General features: G+C 24.8%; 13 protein-coding genes. 6 read left to right on the top strand and 7 right to left on the bottom strand.

The window, feature by feature from the left end; genetic code table 11:
• The 3 genes from secA to truA all read right to left on the bottom strand — a co-directional run.
• Positions 1 to 2,551 (bottom strand): preprotein translocase subunit SecA (gene secA / locus D9V70_RS01035; RefSeq protein ID WP_158356276.1); only part of this gene is annotated, 2,551 nt, incomplete at its 3' end.
• A gap of 180 nt (positions 2,552 to 2,731) precedes the next feature.
• The gene (gene mrcB, locus D9V70_RS01030) at positions 2,732 to 5,032 is read right to left on the bottom strand and encodes a penicillin-binding protein 1B (RefSeq protein WP_158355921.1); all 2,301 of its coding nucleotides are present in this window, start codon (positions 5,030 to 5,032) and stop codon (positions 2,732 to 2,734) included.
• A gap of 72 nt (positions 5,033 to 5,104) precedes the next feature.
• Positions 5,105 to 5,890 (bottom strand): tRNA pseudouridine(38-40) synthase TruA, encoded by a 786-nt coding sequence (truA, locus tag D9V70_RS01025; RefSeq protein WP_158355920.1) that lies wholly within the window; start codon positions 5,888 to 5,890, stop codon positions 5,105 to 5,107.
• Between the two features lie 354 nt (positions 5,891 to 6,244).
• Between truA and dksA the strand changes: the two genes are divergently transcribed.
• From dksA to panC, 3 genes are all read left to right on the top strand, one after another.
• Positions 6,245 to 6,700, top strand: a complete 456-nt coding sequence (gene dksA / locus D9V70_RS01020; RefSeq protein ID WP_158355919.1) for an RNA polymerase-binding protein DksA — start codon at positions 6,245 to 6,247, stop codon at positions 6,698 to 6,700.
• 109 nt (positions 6,701 to 6,809) lie between these two features.
• Entirely contained in the window at positions 6,810 to 7,601 is a 792-nt protein-coding gene (gene panB / locus D9V70_RS01015; RefSeq protein ID WP_158355918.1) for a 3-methyl-2-oxobutanoate hydroxymethyltransferase, read from the top strand.
• Between the two features lie 19 nt (positions 7,602 to 7,620).
• Positions 7,621 to 8,472 carry a pantoate--beta-alanine ligase gene (gene panC / locus D9V70_RS01010; protein ID WP_158355917.1) on the top strand — a complete coding sequence of 284 codons (852 nt, stop codon included), beginning with the start codon at positions 7,621 to 7,623 and terminating at the stop codon, positions 8,470 to 8,472.
• An 8-nt stretch (positions 8,473 to 8,480) separates the two neighbouring features.
• On the opposite strand, the gene hpt is transcribed toward panC, so the two are convergent.
• Positions 8,481 to 9,014 carry a hypoxanthine phosphoribosyltransferase gene (hpt, locus tag D9V70_RS01005; RefSeq protein WP_158355916.1) on the bottom strand — a complete coding sequence of 178 codons (534 nt, stop codon included), beginning with the start codon at positions 9,012 to 9,014 and terminating at the stop codon, positions 8,481 to 8,483.
• A gap of 340 nt (positions 9,015 to 9,354) precedes the next feature.
• On the opposite strand from hpt, the gene thrA reads away from it, so the two are divergent.
• The 3 genes from thrA to thrC are packed head-to-tail and all read left to right on the top strand — an operon-like array spanning position 9,355 to position 14,045.
• Positions 9,355 to 11,802, top strand: coding sequence for a bifunctional aspartate kinase/homoserine dehydrogenase I (gene thrA / locus D9V70_RS01000; protein ID WP_158355915.1), 2,448 nt, complete (start codon positions 9,355 to 9,357; stop codon positions 11,800 to 11,802).
• A 20-nt stretch (positions 11,803 to 11,822) separates the two neighbouring features.
• Complete coding sequence (thrB, locus tag D9V70_RS00995; RefSeq protein WP_158355914.1) at positions 11,823 to 12,752, top strand: homoserine kinase; 930 nt, start codon at positions 11,823 to 11,825, stop codon at positions 12,750 to 12,752.
• Between the two features lie 3 nt (positions 12,753 to 12,755).
• On the top strand, positions 12,756 to 14,045 hold the full coding sequence (gene thrC, locus D9V70_RS00990; RefSeq protein ID WP_158355913.1) for a threonine synthase: 1,290 nt from the start codon (positions 12,756 to 12,758) through the stop codon (positions 14,043 to 14,045).
• A gap of 66 nt (positions 14,046 to 14,111) precedes the next feature.
• Here thrC and ychF read toward each other — a convergent pair whose 3' ends face one another.
• The 3 genes from ychF to D9V70_RS00975 form a co-directional block, all read right to left on the bottom strand.
• Positions 14,112 to 15,200 carry a redox-regulated ATPase YchF gene (gene ychF / locus D9V70_RS00985; protein ID WP_158355912.1) on the bottom strand — a complete coding sequence of 363 codons (1,089 nt, stop codon included), beginning with the start codon at positions 15,198 to 15,200 and terminating at the stop codon, positions 14,112 to 14,114.
• Between the two features lie 41 nt (positions 15,201 to 15,241).
• Positions 15,242 to 15,775 (bottom strand): aminoacyl-tRNA hydrolase, encoded by a 534-nt coding sequence (gene pth / locus D9V70_RS00980; RefSeq protein WP_172599346.1) that lies wholly within the window; start codon positions 15,773 to 15,775, stop codon positions 15,242 to 15,244.
• Between the two features lie 139 nt (positions 15,776 to 15,914).
• On the bottom strand, positions 15,915 to 16,526 hold the full coding sequence (locus D9V70_RS00975; RefSeq protein WP_158355910.1) for a Fe-Mn family superoxide dismutase: 612 nt from the start codon (positions 16,524 to 16,526) through the stop codon (positions 15,915 to 15,917).
• Positions 16,527 to 16,665: the final 139 nt, after the last annotated feature.

Here is a 16,665-nt window from a genome sequence, read left to right as displayed (position 1 = left end):
TATTAAAATTAGATGATGCAACACCTTGACGAAAATTCATATACTTTTTTAAATAAGATGAATCAATTTTACTTAAAAAAGAAATTACTTCATGTTTTAACAATGTTAACATGTTGGAAAACATATTAAAAGACTCACGTTTATATTCCTGTTTAGGATCTTTTTGAGCGTAACCACGTAAATGGATACCTTTTCTTAAATAATCTATAGCTGATAAATGATCAGTCCAAAGAGAATCTAAAGTTTCTAACATAATAGATTTTTCTATTATTCTCATATTATTTTCACCAATTAATTTTTCTTTATTTTGATAATTAATATTTGCAAAATTAATAATTTTTTTTAAAATATCTTGATATGTTAAATTTAAATCTTTCTTTAACCAATTTAAAATTGGAATTTTCAAATGAAAATCAAGATTTAATTTTTCCTCTAAGCTAATAATAGCTTCTACTTTTGGTATAGTATTTTTAGGAAAATAAACATTAATAGTATATGTTAAAACATCTTCTAAAATATCACTAATAATTGTTTTTATATCTTTTGCATCAATTAATTTATTACGTTGAGAATAAATTATACAACGTTGTTCATTAATAATATCATCATATTCTAATAATTGTTTTCTAATATCAAAATTTCGATTTTCTACTTTTTTTTGAGCATTTTCTATAGCTTTTGTTACCCAAGGATGCTCGATAGATTCATTAAAAGATAATCCTAGTTTCCGGATCATATGAATAATCTTATCTGACACAAAGATTCGCATTAATGTGTCTTCCATTGAAAGATAAAAACGAGAAGATCCACTATCTCCTTGACGACCAGATCTTCCTATTAATTGATTATCAATTCTACGTGACTCATGTCGTTCAGTACCAATTATATGCAATCCTCCAGACGAAACAACTATATCATGTTCATTTTTCCATTTCTTTTTAATTTTTTTGATTTGATTTACAGTTATATTTGAATATTGGTTCAATTCTACTTCTAGGTTACCACCAAGAACTATATCTGTACCTCGACCAGCCATATTAGTAGCAATAGTTATTGTTCTAGGTTTTCCTGCTTGTGCTATAATTTCAGCTTCTTTAGCATGAAATTTAGCATTTAATACATTATGTTTTATATTTAGCTTTTTTAATTCTTTTGAAATAACTTCTGATTTTTCAATAGAAACCGTTCCAACTAATACAGGTCTATTTAATTTAATACACTCTTGTATATCTTTAATAATAGCATTAATTTTTTCTCTTTCAGTTATATATACTAAATCAGACATATCTTTTCGTATCATAGGCTTATTTGTTGGTATAACAATCGTATTAAGATTATAAATAGAACTAAATTCAAAAGATTCAGTTGCAGCAGTTCCTGTCATACCAGAAATTTTTTTATACAAACGAAAATAATTTTGAAAAGTAATAGATGCTAATGTCTGATTTTCATTCTTTATTGAAACCTGTTCTTTTGCTTCTATTGCTTGATGTAATCCATCTGACCATCTTCGTCCTGGCATAGTTCGTCCTGTATGCTCGTCTACAATAATTATATCGTCATCTTTTATAATATAGTCTACATCTCGAGTAAATAACTTATGTGCACGAAGTGCAGATAAAATATGATGCATCAATATTATGTTGTTTGAAGAATATAAAGATTCTTCTTTTTTCATTAACTTTTTATCAAATAATATTTTTTCGATTGCAATTAATCCTCTTTCTGTTAGATGTGCTTGCTTTGATTTTTCATCTAAAAAAAAATGTCCTTTTCCCTGAAAATTATCCGAATCTTCTTTTTGTTGAGAAATTAAAGAAGGTATAATTTTATTAATTTCTCGATATAATTCAGAACTATTTTCTGAAGGTCCTGAAATAATCAACGGTGTTCTAGCTTCATCTATTAAAATTGAATCTACTTCGTCTACTAATGCGTAATTTAAGCCTCTTTGAACTCTTTCTTCAGGAAAAAAAATCATATTATCACGTAAATAATCAAATCCATATTCATTATTTGTACCATAAGTAATATCTGATAAATAAGCTTCTTTTTTATCTAAAAAAGATGTTTCAGATAAGTTTAAACCTACTTTTAAATCGAGAAATTGAAATAATGGAGTATTTTTTTCAGCATCTCTACGTGCTAAATAATCATTCATAGTTACTATATGTACACCCTGTCCAGTCAATGCATTTAAATAAGCTGGCAATGTAGACGTTAATGTTTTTCCTTCTCCAGTTCGCATTTCTGCGATACATTGATTATTTAATACTATTCCACCAAGTAGTTGAACATCAAAATGACGCATGTTGAAAACACGTTTACTAGCTTCTCTAACTGTAGCAAAGGCTTCTGGTAATAAATTTTCTAATGTTTCACCATTATTTAATCTTTTTCGAAATAATTTTGTATTATTTTTTAATTTTATATCCGAAAACTTTTGAAAAGTTTTTTCTAATTTATTAATAGAAAATACTACTTTTTCAAGTTTTTTTAAAATACGACTATTACGATTACCAAAAATTTTAGTAAAAATTTTAATTAACATTTATAAACTCTCATAATTAAAGATTTTTTTACTAATCAATCTTTTCAAAAAATCTTTTACCATTTTAAATATTCTTTTTTTTTAAATAAAATTATAAATTCAAATAAAATTTAAAAAAAATAACTATTAAAATATTCACAATGTATTATATAAAATTAAAAAAAGTAAAAATTTAAATATTTAGTGTATAAATAAATCTTTTAACCAAAATAAAAAGTGTTGTTTTTTATTTTTAGATTTTGAAAAATATTCTAATAATGGTTGCTTATAACAATTTTTTTCTTTATTTATAGACCATATAGGAATTAATCGATTACTTTTATTATTTTTTTCACAAAATAATTTTCCTGAACTATCCATATAAAACATATTAACGTTTTTTGGTGGTTTTAAAATTAGAATTTTTGGATGTTGATAGTAAAGATATTGTTCATAAATCCGCATCGCACCAGAAGAACTATATAATTTAGTTGTTCTATTATTATCTCTTCCTATCCAGGTAATAACAATTTGTTTTCCGTCAATACCTACGAACCAATTATCTATTAAATTGTTTGTAGTTCCAGTTTTTCCTGCTAAATGAATATGTTTAAAGATTTTTCCTAGTGATTTTGCTGTTCCACTTTTTATTGCTTCTTGCATAGCATATAGTGTTAAGTAAGATGCTTCAGAAGAAACTATATATTTTGAATCAGGTAAACTTTGATATAATATCTTGCCATCATGAGACATCACTGATCTCACTGAAGACAATGAGGACTTATAACCACCATTAGAAATAATCTGAAAAACTTGTGCGATCTCAATTGGAGTTAAATTAATAGCACCTAAAGATATGGATGGAAAAGGAGAAAGATATTTTTTAGAAATACCTAATCGTAACCAACTTTCAATTAATTTTTTTAATCCTATATCTAAACTTAAATTAACAGTTGGTATATTGATTGATTCAGATAAAGCATCTAATAAAGTCACTTTTCCACTAAAATGATAATTATTATTATTAGGGATCCAATATCGACCATTATCTAGTTTAATTGAAATGGGTTCATCAGAAATCCAAGTGTTTAAATTATACTTATCTGGTTGTGATAAAGCAGTTAAATATGTTATTGGTTTAGATAGTGAACCAATAGAACGACGTGCATTTAAAGCACGATTATAACCATCAAATTGTGGTTCAGAACCACCGATAAGTGCCTGTATTTCTCCAGTAGTTTTATCTATAACTATCATTGCAACTTCTAAATCTTTTAATTTTTTTTGTTTTTTTAATCTAGGAATACCTATTTTTACAGCTTTTTCTATTGCATTTTGTGACATATAATCTAAAGTGGTAAAAACTTTGATACCTGAACAATTTTCAATGTTACAATTGATTTTTTTTTTTAGTTCAGAGTGCACAAGTTGTACAAAAGAGGGATGAGGTGCAATAATATTACCTTTAGGTTGAATATTTAAAGGTCTTTTACATAGTTTTTGATATATTTTTTTTGTAATATATTTTTGATGATATAGTGATAGTAATACTAAATTTCTTCTGTTTAATGCAGAAGTAGGATTAGTCCAAGGATTATATAGAGATGCTCCTTTTACCATTCCTACTAATAAAGCATATTGTTCTAAAGTTAATTCATCTATTGATCTACCAAAGTAATAAATACTAGCAAGTGGAAAACCTCTAATTTGTTCATCGCCATCTTGTCCTAAATAAACCTCGTTTAAATATAATTCTAAAATTCTATTTTTTGTATAAAAACAATCTAAGATCAAAGCCATATACATTTCATTAATTTTTCTAGTAATTGAACGAGTATTAGTTAAAAAAAGATTTTTTACTAATTGTTGTGTAAGAGTACTACCACCTTGAATTGTATGTCCTGCCATTATATTTGCTAAAAAAGCTCGTCCTATAGAGGATATATTAATACCTTCATGTTCATAAAAATATTTATCTTCAATTACCAACAAAGTTTTTACTAACATTTCTGGAAATTTATTACGAGCAATAAATATCCGTTTTTTTCTTTCAGAGGATTTTAACATGGTAATTAGCTTCGGATCTAAACGAAAAAAACTAAAATCACGATTATTTTCAATATTAGTAATTTTTGTCAAAATGTTATGATTAAAAAATAATCGAGTATAAAGTTCGTTTTCTTTAATATCAGGGAATGCAAAAGCACGTCGTATAAACTCTATAGTGTTAGTTTTTATGCTATATTCACCTGGCAGCATAACTTCATCTACTTGTTTATACATGCTATTCTTTAAAAGATTTGAAATTTCTTTTTTTGAATATAAACTACCTGGTTCTAAATTAATCACACGTCCATATATTTCTGTAGGAAAATCCCATACTTTTCCATTAATTTGTTTACTTATTTTTAAGTATAGATATACTCCATAAGAAATAAATAAAATTAAAGCCAAAAAAAATATTTTCATTAAAATTTTTCTTTTTTTTTTATTTATATACATAAAAATTTTCCTAAATTATATTGATAGTATAATATACTTAAAAAAGTAAACTATTGTTTTAATGCTAATTTTTTATACAAAAAAAATAGAATCTTGTTTTTTAATTGGTAAATTAAAATATAAAGGATATTCCACATTTACTAAGTATAAACCTTTAGCTGGTGCTGTAATTCCTGCATCATGTCTATTTTTTTTATTCAATAGTTCCTGTATCCAAAAATCTTTTTTTACAGAAACTCCAATCTTAATTAAAGAACCAACAATATTACGCACCATATGATATAAAAAAGAGTTGGCTGTAATATCAATTATTATCCAATCATCAATACGTCGAACATCTATTTTAGTAATATTTCTATAAGGAGAATTTGATTGACAATTAATAGCTCTAAAAGATGTAAAATCATGCTCTCCTAGTAAAAATTGCGCTTCAAAATGCATTTTTTTTGCATCTAGTTTTTTATAAATATGATGTACTTTATTCTGAAAAATAGCAGTACGGACATTATTATTATATATAATATAACGATAAGAACGTGTAATTGCACTATATCTAGCATGAAATTTATCTGAAATTTCTTTTGCCCAAATAATAGAAATATATTTAGATAAATAACTATTCACTCCAATTATCCAAGATATTTTTTTACGAATAGATGTAGTATAAAAATGTATTACTTGTCCTATTCCATGAACTCCAGCATCAGTTCGCCCTGCGCATACAGTATTTATTTTTTGATCAGCAACTATAGATAATGCATTTTCTATTTCTTCTTGAATACTTTTCACATTCTTTTGACGTTGCCATCCATGATAAAAAGTTCCATCATATTCCACACCCAAAACTATTTTTTTCATATATTATTTTTATACCATTGTGATAAAAAATAGTATGACATAAAACATTTGTATAAAATTATACTACTTTATTAAAAAACAATATGTATTATTCACTTTCAAATATTAAATTATTTTGCTTAAAAGAAATTGACTTACCACGAAATTTAAATGTAGTTTATATTAAGATTATTTATTATAATAAACAATTTTACTACGTATATACAAAAATAATCAGATAAAATATACATATTAAAAAAATATTTGTAAAAATATTTGTTAATATTTAATCAAAGTAATATTTTAGTAAAAATATATTGATCAAAAAAATACTTAATAATTAATTTTAACACATATACTATTTTGGAAAGAGCTATGGAAAAAGCAAAAAAGAAAAAAACATCATCTTTAAACGTTCTTGCTATTGCTGGTTTACAACCTTACCAAAAAAAAATAGATGAACAATATATGAATGAAGATCAAATGTTACATTTTTATAAAATCCTTAAAACATGGAAAAATCAATTAACAGTTGAAATCAATCATACTCTACTCTATATACAAGATAAAGCTACTAATTTTCCTGATCCAGTTGATAGAGCAACACAAGAAGAAGAATTTAGTCTAGAACTACGTAATCAAGATCGTAGTCGTAAACTTATTAAAAAAATTGAAATGACCTTAAAAAAAATACAAGAAAAAGATTTTGGTTATTGTAGTTCTTGTGGTATTGAAATTGGTATTCGTCGTCTCGAAGCTCGACCTACTGCTAATCTTTGTATTGACTGTAAAACATTAGCAGAAATCAGAGAAAAACAAATGACTGGTTGATTATAAAAATCATATTTTTTCAATTCGGATACTCGATTTTTTATATTATCCCGAGTATCCTTTATTTTATTAACGTTAAATACAACACTACAAATACATTAAGGTAAATATGGAAAATATTACTATTTCTAAAATAAATTATTGGAAAATAAATAAAAAAAAATTTCCTGCTATCACAGTTTATGATTTTAGTTTTGCTAAACTTTTTTCTAACCAAGGAATTCCAGTTATGCTTGTAGGTGATTCTCTTGGAATGACTATACAAGGTCATGATTCTACATTACCAGTCAAAGTAAAAGATATTGAATATCATACAAAAGCAGTAAGAAAAGGTGCTCCAAATATTTTTTTACTATCTGATCTTCCTTTTACGTCTTATTTCGAAACTAAACAAGCTATTAAAAACGCAGCTAGAATTATACAATCTGGTGCAAATATGGTTAAAATAGAAGGTGGTATATGGTTAAAAACAATCGTTAAAGAACTATCTCAAAGATCAATATTAGTTTGTGGACACATAGGTTTAATGCCTCAATCATTTAATTACTTCAGTGGATATAAAGTACAGGGAAGAGAAATAAAAGATGCAAATAAATTAATAGAAGAAGCTTTGTTATTAGAAGAAGCTGGAATTAAAATGTTAGTAGTAGAATGTATTCCAGCATTATTAGCAAAAAAAATAACAGAAAGTTTATCTATACCGGTTATTGGAATAGGAGCAGGAAATAAAACTGATGGACAAATACTAGTTATGCATGATTTACTAGGAATCACTGAAGGAAAGATACCTAAATTTTCAAAAAATTTTCTTTCTAAAAATGATAGCATTCAAAATGCTATTCAAAAATATATCAAAGAAGTACAAATTGGAATTTATCCTGATAATGCACATAGTTTTTAAATAATAGAGTAATTATTCTATGTATCTTATTAAAAAAATAAAGATTTTGCATGAAACAATAAAATTAATTAAAATACAAAAAAAAACTATAGGATTGGTTCCTACAATGGGAAATTTGCATAATGGTCATATAAAATTAATTTTATTGTCAAAAAAGTATGCAGATATTATTATTGTAAGTATTTTTATTAATCCAATGCAATTTAATTGTTTATCAGATTTAGAAAATTATCCTAAAACTTTTAAAAAAGACTGTAAAACTTTAAAAAAAATTGGTGTTAATATAGTATTTTTTCCAAATGTTAATGAAATTTACCCATATGGTATATGTAATCAAACATTTGTCGAAGTACCTCGTTTATCTAATATCTTAGAAGGTAGATCACGACCAGGACATTTTAAAGGTGTTACAACAATCGTTGCTAAATTATTTAATATCATACAACCTAATTTTGCTTTCTTTGGAGAAAAAGATTACCAACAATTATTAATCATTAAAACACTTGTCAAAGAACTAAATTATTTTATCAAAATAATTAGCTTATCTACAGTAAGATTAAAAAATGGACTAGCCTATAGTTCAAGAAATAATAATTTAACTATTGAAGAAAAAAAAATAGCACCATATTTATACAAAACTATAAAAAAAACATCAGAAGCAATTACAAAAGAAAATATTAATGTTAAAGAAAAAGTTATTAATAAAGCTAAATTAGCTTTAATAAAAAAAGGATTTGTAATAGATATTTACAATTTATACGATCAAAAAACATTAAACATTTTATCTCAAAAAAGTAAAAAAATGATTATTCTTGCATCTGTATGGTTAGGAAAAACTCGTTTGATTGACAATAAAAAAATTTTTAATTAAAATATTTATTATTTTGTAAAAATTACTTTTCCTATATATGGTAAATAACGATAGGATTGAGCATAGTCAATGCCATAACCTACAACAAAGTCATCTGGAATAGAAAAACCAATAAAATCAACACAAATATTAACTTCACGACATTCTGGTTTATCTAAAAGAGTACAAATAGATAATGATTTTGGTTTTCTAAGTTTTAAAATATCTAAAACCTTACTTAGGGTTTTTCCTGAATCAATGATATCTTCTACAATCAGTACATGTTTATCATAAATGTCTTCATCTAAATCTTTTATAATTTTTACATCACCACTAGATATTATCCCTCGTCCATAACTAGAAGTAGTCATAAAGTCTATTTCATGTTTAATTTTAATTCTACGACATAAATCTGCTATAAACACAAAAGAACCACGTAACAATGCAATTAATATCATCGTATTTGTACTATTTTGGTATTTTTTTGTAATTGCATAACCTAATTCTCGAACACGTAATTCTAATTCTTTTTCTGATATGATAACTTTAATAATATGCTTCATAATATGTAATAAATATTTAGTGTATTTAAATTCAATTATATTTAAAATTTAAAATAATTACAGTGATCTTTAGCAGAGATATATATCACATTAGTCAATTATTAAATTTATAACTATGAATAAAAATTAAATATTTATTTTTTTAACTATTGCACTAATAATGATCATTATGTTATAAAAATTAATTAATCAAATAAAAATATTAATATCTATTTATAGCCTCTTCAATATAATAACTATTATAACTAGTCATGATGTGGGCTAGATGATATATTTTAACACCCGCTCATATCTTAAAGCGGGTTTTTTTATGATGTTCATTTAAAAGGAATAATTAAATATGAAATTATTAAAATTTGGTGGAACTTCATTAGCTAATGCAGAAAAATTTTTATATGTATCTAACATTATAGAAAAAAACGCTCAATCTGAACAAATTTCCGTTGTACTTTCAGCACCAGCTAAAGTTACTAATTATTTAGTTTCTATTGCAGAAAAAGTAATTCAGGATAATCAAGTATTAGAAATTATTAATCTTACAGAAATTATATTTATTGATTTGATAAAAGATCTTGCAAAAAGACAATCCAACTTTTGTTATATAGAAACAAAAGAAAGCATCAAAAAAGAGTTTATTCAATTAAGAAAAATAATGCATGGAGTAATTTTATTAAAACAATGTCCAAATAATATTCGTGCAATAATTATTTCTCGTGGAGAAATACTTTCAATTTGTATAATGAAAAGTATATTAAAATCTAAAAACTACAATGTAACTGTTATTAATCCTATTGAAAAATTTTTATCTATAGGAAACTATTTAGATTCGACTATTAATATATATGAATCTAAAAAGCGAATAAAAAATATGATTATCAATAAAAACAATATTGTTTTAATGCCTGGTTTTATTGCAGGTAATGAAAAAAAAGAATTAGTAGTATTAGGAAGAAATGGATCAGATTATTCTGCAGCTGTTTTAGCCGCTTGTTTAGATGCAAATTGTTGTGAAATTTGGACTGATGTTGATGGAGTTTTTACGTGTGATCCAAAAATAGTTTCAGATGCTCGTCTATTAAAATCAATATCATATAAAGAAGCAATGGAACTATCTTATTTTGGAGCAAAGGTCTTACACCCTAGAACTATTGAGCCAATTGCTAAATTTAAAATTCCTTGTGTGATTAAAAATACTACTAATATTAAGTCTACTGGAACTTTAATTTGCTCAAAAGATTCATCAGAAGAACATTTTTTAAAAGGAGTTACTTATCTTAATGATATAGTAATGTTTAATATATCTGGATCGAATATTAAAAACATGAACAACATTATTGTTCGCGTATTTAGTGTAATATCAAGAAATAATATTAAAGTCATACTGATCACGCAATCATCTTCTGAAAATAAACTTAACTTTTGCATTACAGAAGATCAAACTAATATAACTTTAGACATTTTAGATAAAGAATTACAATTAGAATTAAAAAACGGGTTATTACATCCTTTTCAAATTACAAAAAATTTGTCTATTTTATCCGTAATCGGATCTAATATATATAAAAAACAAGATATTGCATCTAAAATTTTTTCTTCTTTAGGTTGTTCAAAAATAAACGTTCTTGCAATTGCACAAGGTTCTTCAAAACATTCTATTTCTTTAGTTATTTTAAAAAAAGACGTTTTAAAAGCAGTAAAAAATGTTCATAATACTTTATTTTATAATAAAAAAATTATTCATCTATTTTTGATTGGAATAGGTGGAGTAGGTAGTACTCTTTTAAAACAAATATTAAAACAAAAAAGTTTTTTAGAAAAACAAAATATAGAAATTAAAATTTGTATGATTGCAAATTCTAAAAAAGCACTAGTATCAGACAATACAATTAATTTATTAAAATGGAAAACAAACTTTGAAAAAACAAAAAAACAATTTAATTTAACATTGTTAAATAAAATTATAAAAAATAACCACTTATCTAATTCAGTTATTGTAGACTGTACGTCTGATGAATTACTATCTGAGCAATATGTAAATTTTTTATGTAATAATTTTCACGTAGTTGCTTCTAATAAAAAAGCAAACACTAATACATTGGAATATTATCAAAAAATAAGAAATACAATTTCTAAAACAAATAGAAAATTTCTATATGAAACTAATGTTGGAGCCGGATTACCAGTTATAAAAACAATTCAAAATTTATTTAAAACAGGTGACAATTTAATTCACTTTAAAGGGATATTATCTGGATCTTTATCTTTCATTTTTGGAAAACTAGAAGAAGGTATGCTTTTATCTGAAGCTACTCAAGAAGCTAAAAAATTAGGATTTACTGAACCAAATCCATGTGACGATTTATCTGGTATAGATGTTGCTAGAAAATTGCTAATTTTAGCACGCGAAGCTGGACATGAAATAGAATTAAAAGATATAAAAATTGAACCTTTATTACCTAATACATTTAAAAAATATAAAGATGTAGATAAATTTTTACTAGAATTGAAAAAATTAGATTCACATTTTTTAAAACGTATGAAAAACGCACAAAAATCTGGTAATGTATTACGTTTTATTGGCACAATAGAAAAAACGGGAGATTGCTATATAAAACTTGAAGAAGTTAATGCTAATGATCCATTATATAAAGTAAAAAATGGGGAAAATGCGTTTGCGTTTTATACTAATTACTATCAATCCATTCCTCTTGTGTTAAGAGGTTATGGTGCTGGTAATAACGTTACAGCATCGGGAGTCTTTTCCGACTTACTACAAACACTATCATAAACATCAGGAGCATAGTAATAATGATCAAAATTTATGCACCAGCTTCTATTGGTAATGTTGGAGTAGGATTTGATATTTTGGGTGCAGCAATCACACCTATAAATGGTAGTTTATTAGGCGATCTTGTAACAATTCAATCATCAAAAACATTTCAATTAATCAATAAAGGTATTTTTTCTAAAAAATTACCTAAAAGAACTGAAGAGAATATTGTTTGGAAATGTTGGTCAAAATTTTGTAAAACTATAAAAAAAAACATACTAGTATCTATTATACTTGAAAAAAATATGCCTATTGGATCAGGATTAGGTTCTAGTGCATGTTCAGTAGTTGCTACTTTAGTAGCAATGAATGAATTTTGTAAAAAACCTTTGAATTCAAGAGAATTATTATTACTAATGGGTAAAATAGAAGGTGAAATATCAGGTAGTGTACATTATGACAATGTTGCTCCATCTTATCTTGGAGGTTTACAATTAATATTAGAGGATACTGAAACAATTAGTCAAAGAATACCAAATTTTCAAAATTGGTATTGGATAATAGCTTGGCCGGGAATTAAAGTTTCTACTGCAGAAGCAAGAAAAATATTACCTAAAACATATCAAAAAAATATTTGTATTCAAAATAGTCGTCATCTAGCCGGATTCATTCATGCTTCATATACTCAACAACCTTATTTGGCCGCACGATTAATGCAAGATTTTATGGCAGAGCCATATCGTATTAAATTATTACCTAACTTTATACAAACTAAGAAAAAAATAAAAGAAATTGGCGCTATTAGTTGCGGAATATCAGGATCAGGACCTACTATTTTTGCTATTTCCGAAAATATAAAAATAGCTGAGAAAATATCTTTATGGTTAAGAAAAAATTATTTGCAAAATGAAACAGGATTCGTTCATATTTGTTTTTTAGATCTGAAAGGTTCACGTAGAATAGGATAAAAAATGAAACTTTATAATTTAAAAAATCATAATGAAAAAGTAAACTTTGCAACAGCAGTAAAATTAGGATTAGGACAGAAACAAGGATTGTTTTTTCCAGTAGAATTACCTGTTATTAAACCTATTGAATTATCAGAAATATTAAAAATGGATTTTATTACACGTAGTACTGAAATACTTTCTAAATTTATTTATAATGAAATATCTAAAGAAAAATTATATAAACATGTAAAAAAAGCATTTTCATTTAAACATCCATTAAAAATAAAAATTACAAAAAATATAAGCTGTTTTGAATTATTTCATGGTCCTACATTAGCATTTAAAGATTTTGGTGCTCGTTTTATGGCTCAAATGATACTATCATTAAATAAAGAAAACGAATCTGTTACTATTTTAACTGCTACATCAGGTGATACTGGAGCGGCAGTAGCACACGCATTTTATAAGATGAAAAATGTTCGAGTAATAATTTTATATCCAAAAGGAAAGATTAGCGAATTACAAGAAAAATTATTTTGTACTTTAGGAAAAAATATAAAAACTATATCAATTAATGGAAGTTTTGATGACTGTCAAAAGTTAGTAAAAGAAGCATTTAATGATAAAAAATTAAAGGAATCAATAGGATTAAATTCAGCCAATTCTATTAATATTAGTAGATTACTAGCACAAATATGTTATTATTTTGAAGCTTTTTCTTTAATTCCTAAAGAAAAAAGAAATAATTTAGTAATAGCAGTTCCATGTGGAAACTTTGGAAACCTAACTGCTGGATTATTAGCTAAATCTATTGGTTTACCAATTAAATCATTTATTGCATGCACGAATGCCAATGACACAGTTCCAAGATTTCTTAATGAAGGTAAATGGGATCCTAAACAAACAATATCTACAATATCTAATGCTATGGATATTAGTCAACCTAATAATTGGCCTAGAATAGAAGAATTATTTAATCGAAAAAAATGGAACTTAAAAGAACTTAGATTTGGTAGTGTATCAGATAATATAACAAAAACCACACTACAAGAAATATTTAAATTAGGTTATGTATCTGAACCTCATGCAGCAATTGCATATAGATTATTAAAAGATCAATTAAAAGAAGATGAATTTGGATTGTTTTTAGGAACAGCACATCCTGCTAAATTTAAAGATACTGTAGAGAAAATATTACAAAATAAAATTTTATTGCCTGACGAATTAAAATATAGAATTAATTCACCATTATTATCTTACAATATAAACCCTGATTTTAATATATTAAAAAAATTCTTGATTAAAGAATAAAACAATTAGAGAGGATATATAATTTTTTCCTCTCTAAAAATATCATATTTAAAAAATGAATTACTTCTAAACATTAAATAAAAAATTCACAATATCACCATCTTTTATATGATAGTTTTTTCCTTCTATTCTAAATTTTCCAATTTCTTTAATTTTTAATTCATTTCTATATTTTATAAAATCATTATATTTAATAATTTGTACTCTGATAAAACCTTTACTAAAATCACTATGTATTTTATGAGCCGCTTGAATGCTAGTACTACCATTAAGAATAGGCCAAGCACGAACTTCTTTTATTCCTACAGTAAAAAAAGTTATTAAATTTAACAAATTGTAACCTTCTTTAATTATATTATTTAAAGCCAAACTCTTAATATTAAAAATATTCATAAAAGATTTTTGTTCTATTTCATTCATTTTAATCAAATCTAATTCTAAATTTGCAGAAATTGGAATAACTGGAGAATGTTCTTTCTCAGCTATATCATATATTTGATTTAAAAAAAATAAAGATTCTTTTGTTTCATTAATATTTGCGATATACATCGTTGGTTTTAAGGTTAAAAAGCGTAGATCACTAATTTTTATCTGTTCATCTAAATTTAAATTGAGAGTTTTTAACATTAAACATTGTGTTAAATGTTTCAGACATTTTTCTAGAATCTCTATTTTTTTTTTTATTTCTTGATTTTTCGATACTATTTTCTTTTTTAATTTCAACAAAGCAGATTCACAAACATCAAAATCTGACAAAATAAGCTCAGTATTAATAATATCTATATCTCTTTTTGGTTGAACTTTATCATAAACATGAGTAATATTATTATCTTTAAAACAACGAATAACATGAGCTATAGCATTTGTTTCTCGTATATTGTTTAAAAACTGATTTCCTAAACCTTCTCCTTTAGATGCTCCTTTTACCAATCCAGCAATATCTATAAATTCTATAGATGCATTGATTATTTTTTTGGAAACAACAATTTCAGCAAGATTATTAAGACGTTCATCAAATACTGGAACAGTTCCTACATTTGGTTTTATTGTACAAAATGGAAAGTTAGCAACTGCCGAGTTTCCCTTTGTTAAGATATTGAATAAAGTAGATTTTCCAACATTAGGAAGTCCTATAATACCACATTTAAAACCCATTTTTTATCACCTTAATAAACATAGAAAATATTCATATAAAATTAATTTTTTATATTCAATAAATAAATAGTTTCTTCTATAGCATATAGAATAGATTTTTTAATTAAATCTTTTTCTATTTTGTTTGGAGTAGATAATACAAAAGAGGAGATATCGTGTTGATTAATTGGGCGACCAATCCCAATTCTGAATCGATAAAAATTAGTTTTCTTATTAAATGTATTAATAATATTCCTTAAACCATTATGTCCATTATGTCCATAGCTATACTTTAGCTTTGAAACTCCCGGTTTTAATTCCAAATCATCATGAATAATTAATATTTCTTCTAAATCAATATTATAAAATGAAGCCATCTGAAATACTGACTTACCATTAATATTCATAAATATATTAGGAACTAACAATCTAATAAACTTTGATTGTGTATTCAAAAAAGAAGTAAAACCAAAAAATTTTTTTTCTTCTTTAAAAACTTTTATATAACGTTTGGCTAGACAATAAACAAACCAAGACCCTACATTATGACGTGTTGTATGATACTGAATTTTTGGATTGGACAATCCTACTATCATTTTAATAGTATTCAAAAAATATCCTTTAAAATTTATATATTTATAAAAATATGTTAAAAACATATAATGTAAGTATTATATGTTTTTAAAAATACGAAAAAAAATATTTTATACTTTTTAAGAAAATAAAATTAACTAATTATTTTTGTAAGCGATTAGATGCTTCTTCCCAATTAACAACATTCCAATAGGCTTTAATATAATCTAATCTTCTATTTTGATATTTTAAATAATAAGCATGTTCCCATACATCTAAACCAATAATTGGATAACCATAAGTATTGGATATTGATTCCCCCATTAAAGGATTATCTTGATTAACAGTAGAAACTATAGATAAAATGCCATTTTGATTTACTAACCATACCCATCCAGATCCAAAATGATTAAGTGCTACTTCTTCAAATTTTTTTTTAAAACAATCAATAGTATTAAATTGTTTTTCTATTTCTATTTTTAGAACATCTGTTAACACAGTTCCTAATTTTAAACTTTTCCAAAAGAAACTATGATTCATATGTCCTCCTGCATTATTTTTTAACGCATTTTTATTTTCTAAATCAATTTCATTAAAAATAGATATTAATTCATTAATAGATAAAGAGGAAAAAGTAGTATTTTGTAAAATAGCATTAGTGTTATTAATGTAATTCTGATGATGTTTAGTATGATGAATTTTCATAGTTTTTTCATCAAAGAAAGGTTCTAATGCATTATAAGAGTAAGGTAAATCAGGAAGAACATAACTCATCTTATTGTTTCCTTATATAACTAAAAAAAATGATAAAATATTTGTATAAGTATTAAAATAATTTAAAATTTAAATATTTTAATAAATTATAGTACACTTATTAAATTATGAACAATAATTATAATATATATATAAAAAA

It is taken from the genome of Buchnera aphidicola (Lipaphis pseudobrassicae) (assembly GCF_005081185.1).
GTDB lineage: Bacteria > Pseudomonadota > Gammaproteobacteria > Enterobacterales > Enterobacteriaceae > Buchnera > Buchnera aphidicola_AD.
The sequence above is the reverse complement of the archived record's forward strand: the minus strand, read 5'-3'. Positions and strand labels throughout refer to the sequence as shown.

Bases quoted from the DNA above. Each gene is read 5' to 3' on its own strand.
- ychF (WP_158355912.1), bottom strand. From the start codon at position 15,200: ATGGGTTTTAAATGTGGTATTATAGGACTTCCTAATGTTGGAAAATCT.
- D9V70_RS00975 (WP_158355910.1), bottom strand. From the start codon at position 16,526: ATGAGTTATGTTCTTCCTGATTTACCTTACTCTTATAATGCATTAGAA.
- panB (WP_158355918.1), top strand. From the start codon at position 6,810: ATGGAAAATATTACTATTTCTAAAATAAATTATTGGAAAATAAATAAA.
- panC (WP_158355917.1), top strand. From the start codon at position 7,621: ATGTATCTTATTAAAAAAATAAAGATTTTGCATGAAACAATAAAATTA.
- pth (WP_172599346.1), bottom strand. From the start codon at position 15,775: ATGATAGTAGGATTGTCCAATCCAAAAATTCAGTATCATACAACACGT.
- mrcB (WP_158355921.1), bottom strand. From the start codon at position 5,032: ATGTATATAAATAAAAAAAAAAGAAAAATTTTAATGAAAATATTTTTT.
- thrA (WP_158355915.1), top strand. From the start codon at position 9,355: ATGAAATTATTAAAATTTGGTGGAACTTCATTAGCTAATGCAGAAAAA.
- truA (WP_158355920.1), bottom strand. From the start codon at position 5,890: ATGAAAAAAATAGTTTTGGGTGTGGAATATGATGGAACTTTTTATCAT.
- thrC (WP_158355913.1), top strand. From the start codon at position 12,756: ATGAAACTTTATAATTTAAAAAATCATAATGAAAAAGTAAACTTTGCA.
- hpt (WP_158355916.1), bottom strand. From the start codon at position 9,014: ATGAAGCATATTATTAAAGTTATCATATCAGAAAAAGAATTAGAATTA.
- thrB (WP_158355914.1), top strand. From the start codon at position 11,823: ATGATCAAAATTTATGCACCAGCTTCTATTGGTAATGTTGGAGTAGGA.
- dksA (WP_158355919.1), top strand. From the start codon at position 6,245: ATGGAAAAAGCAAAAAAGAAAAAAACATCATCTTTAAACGTTCTTGCT.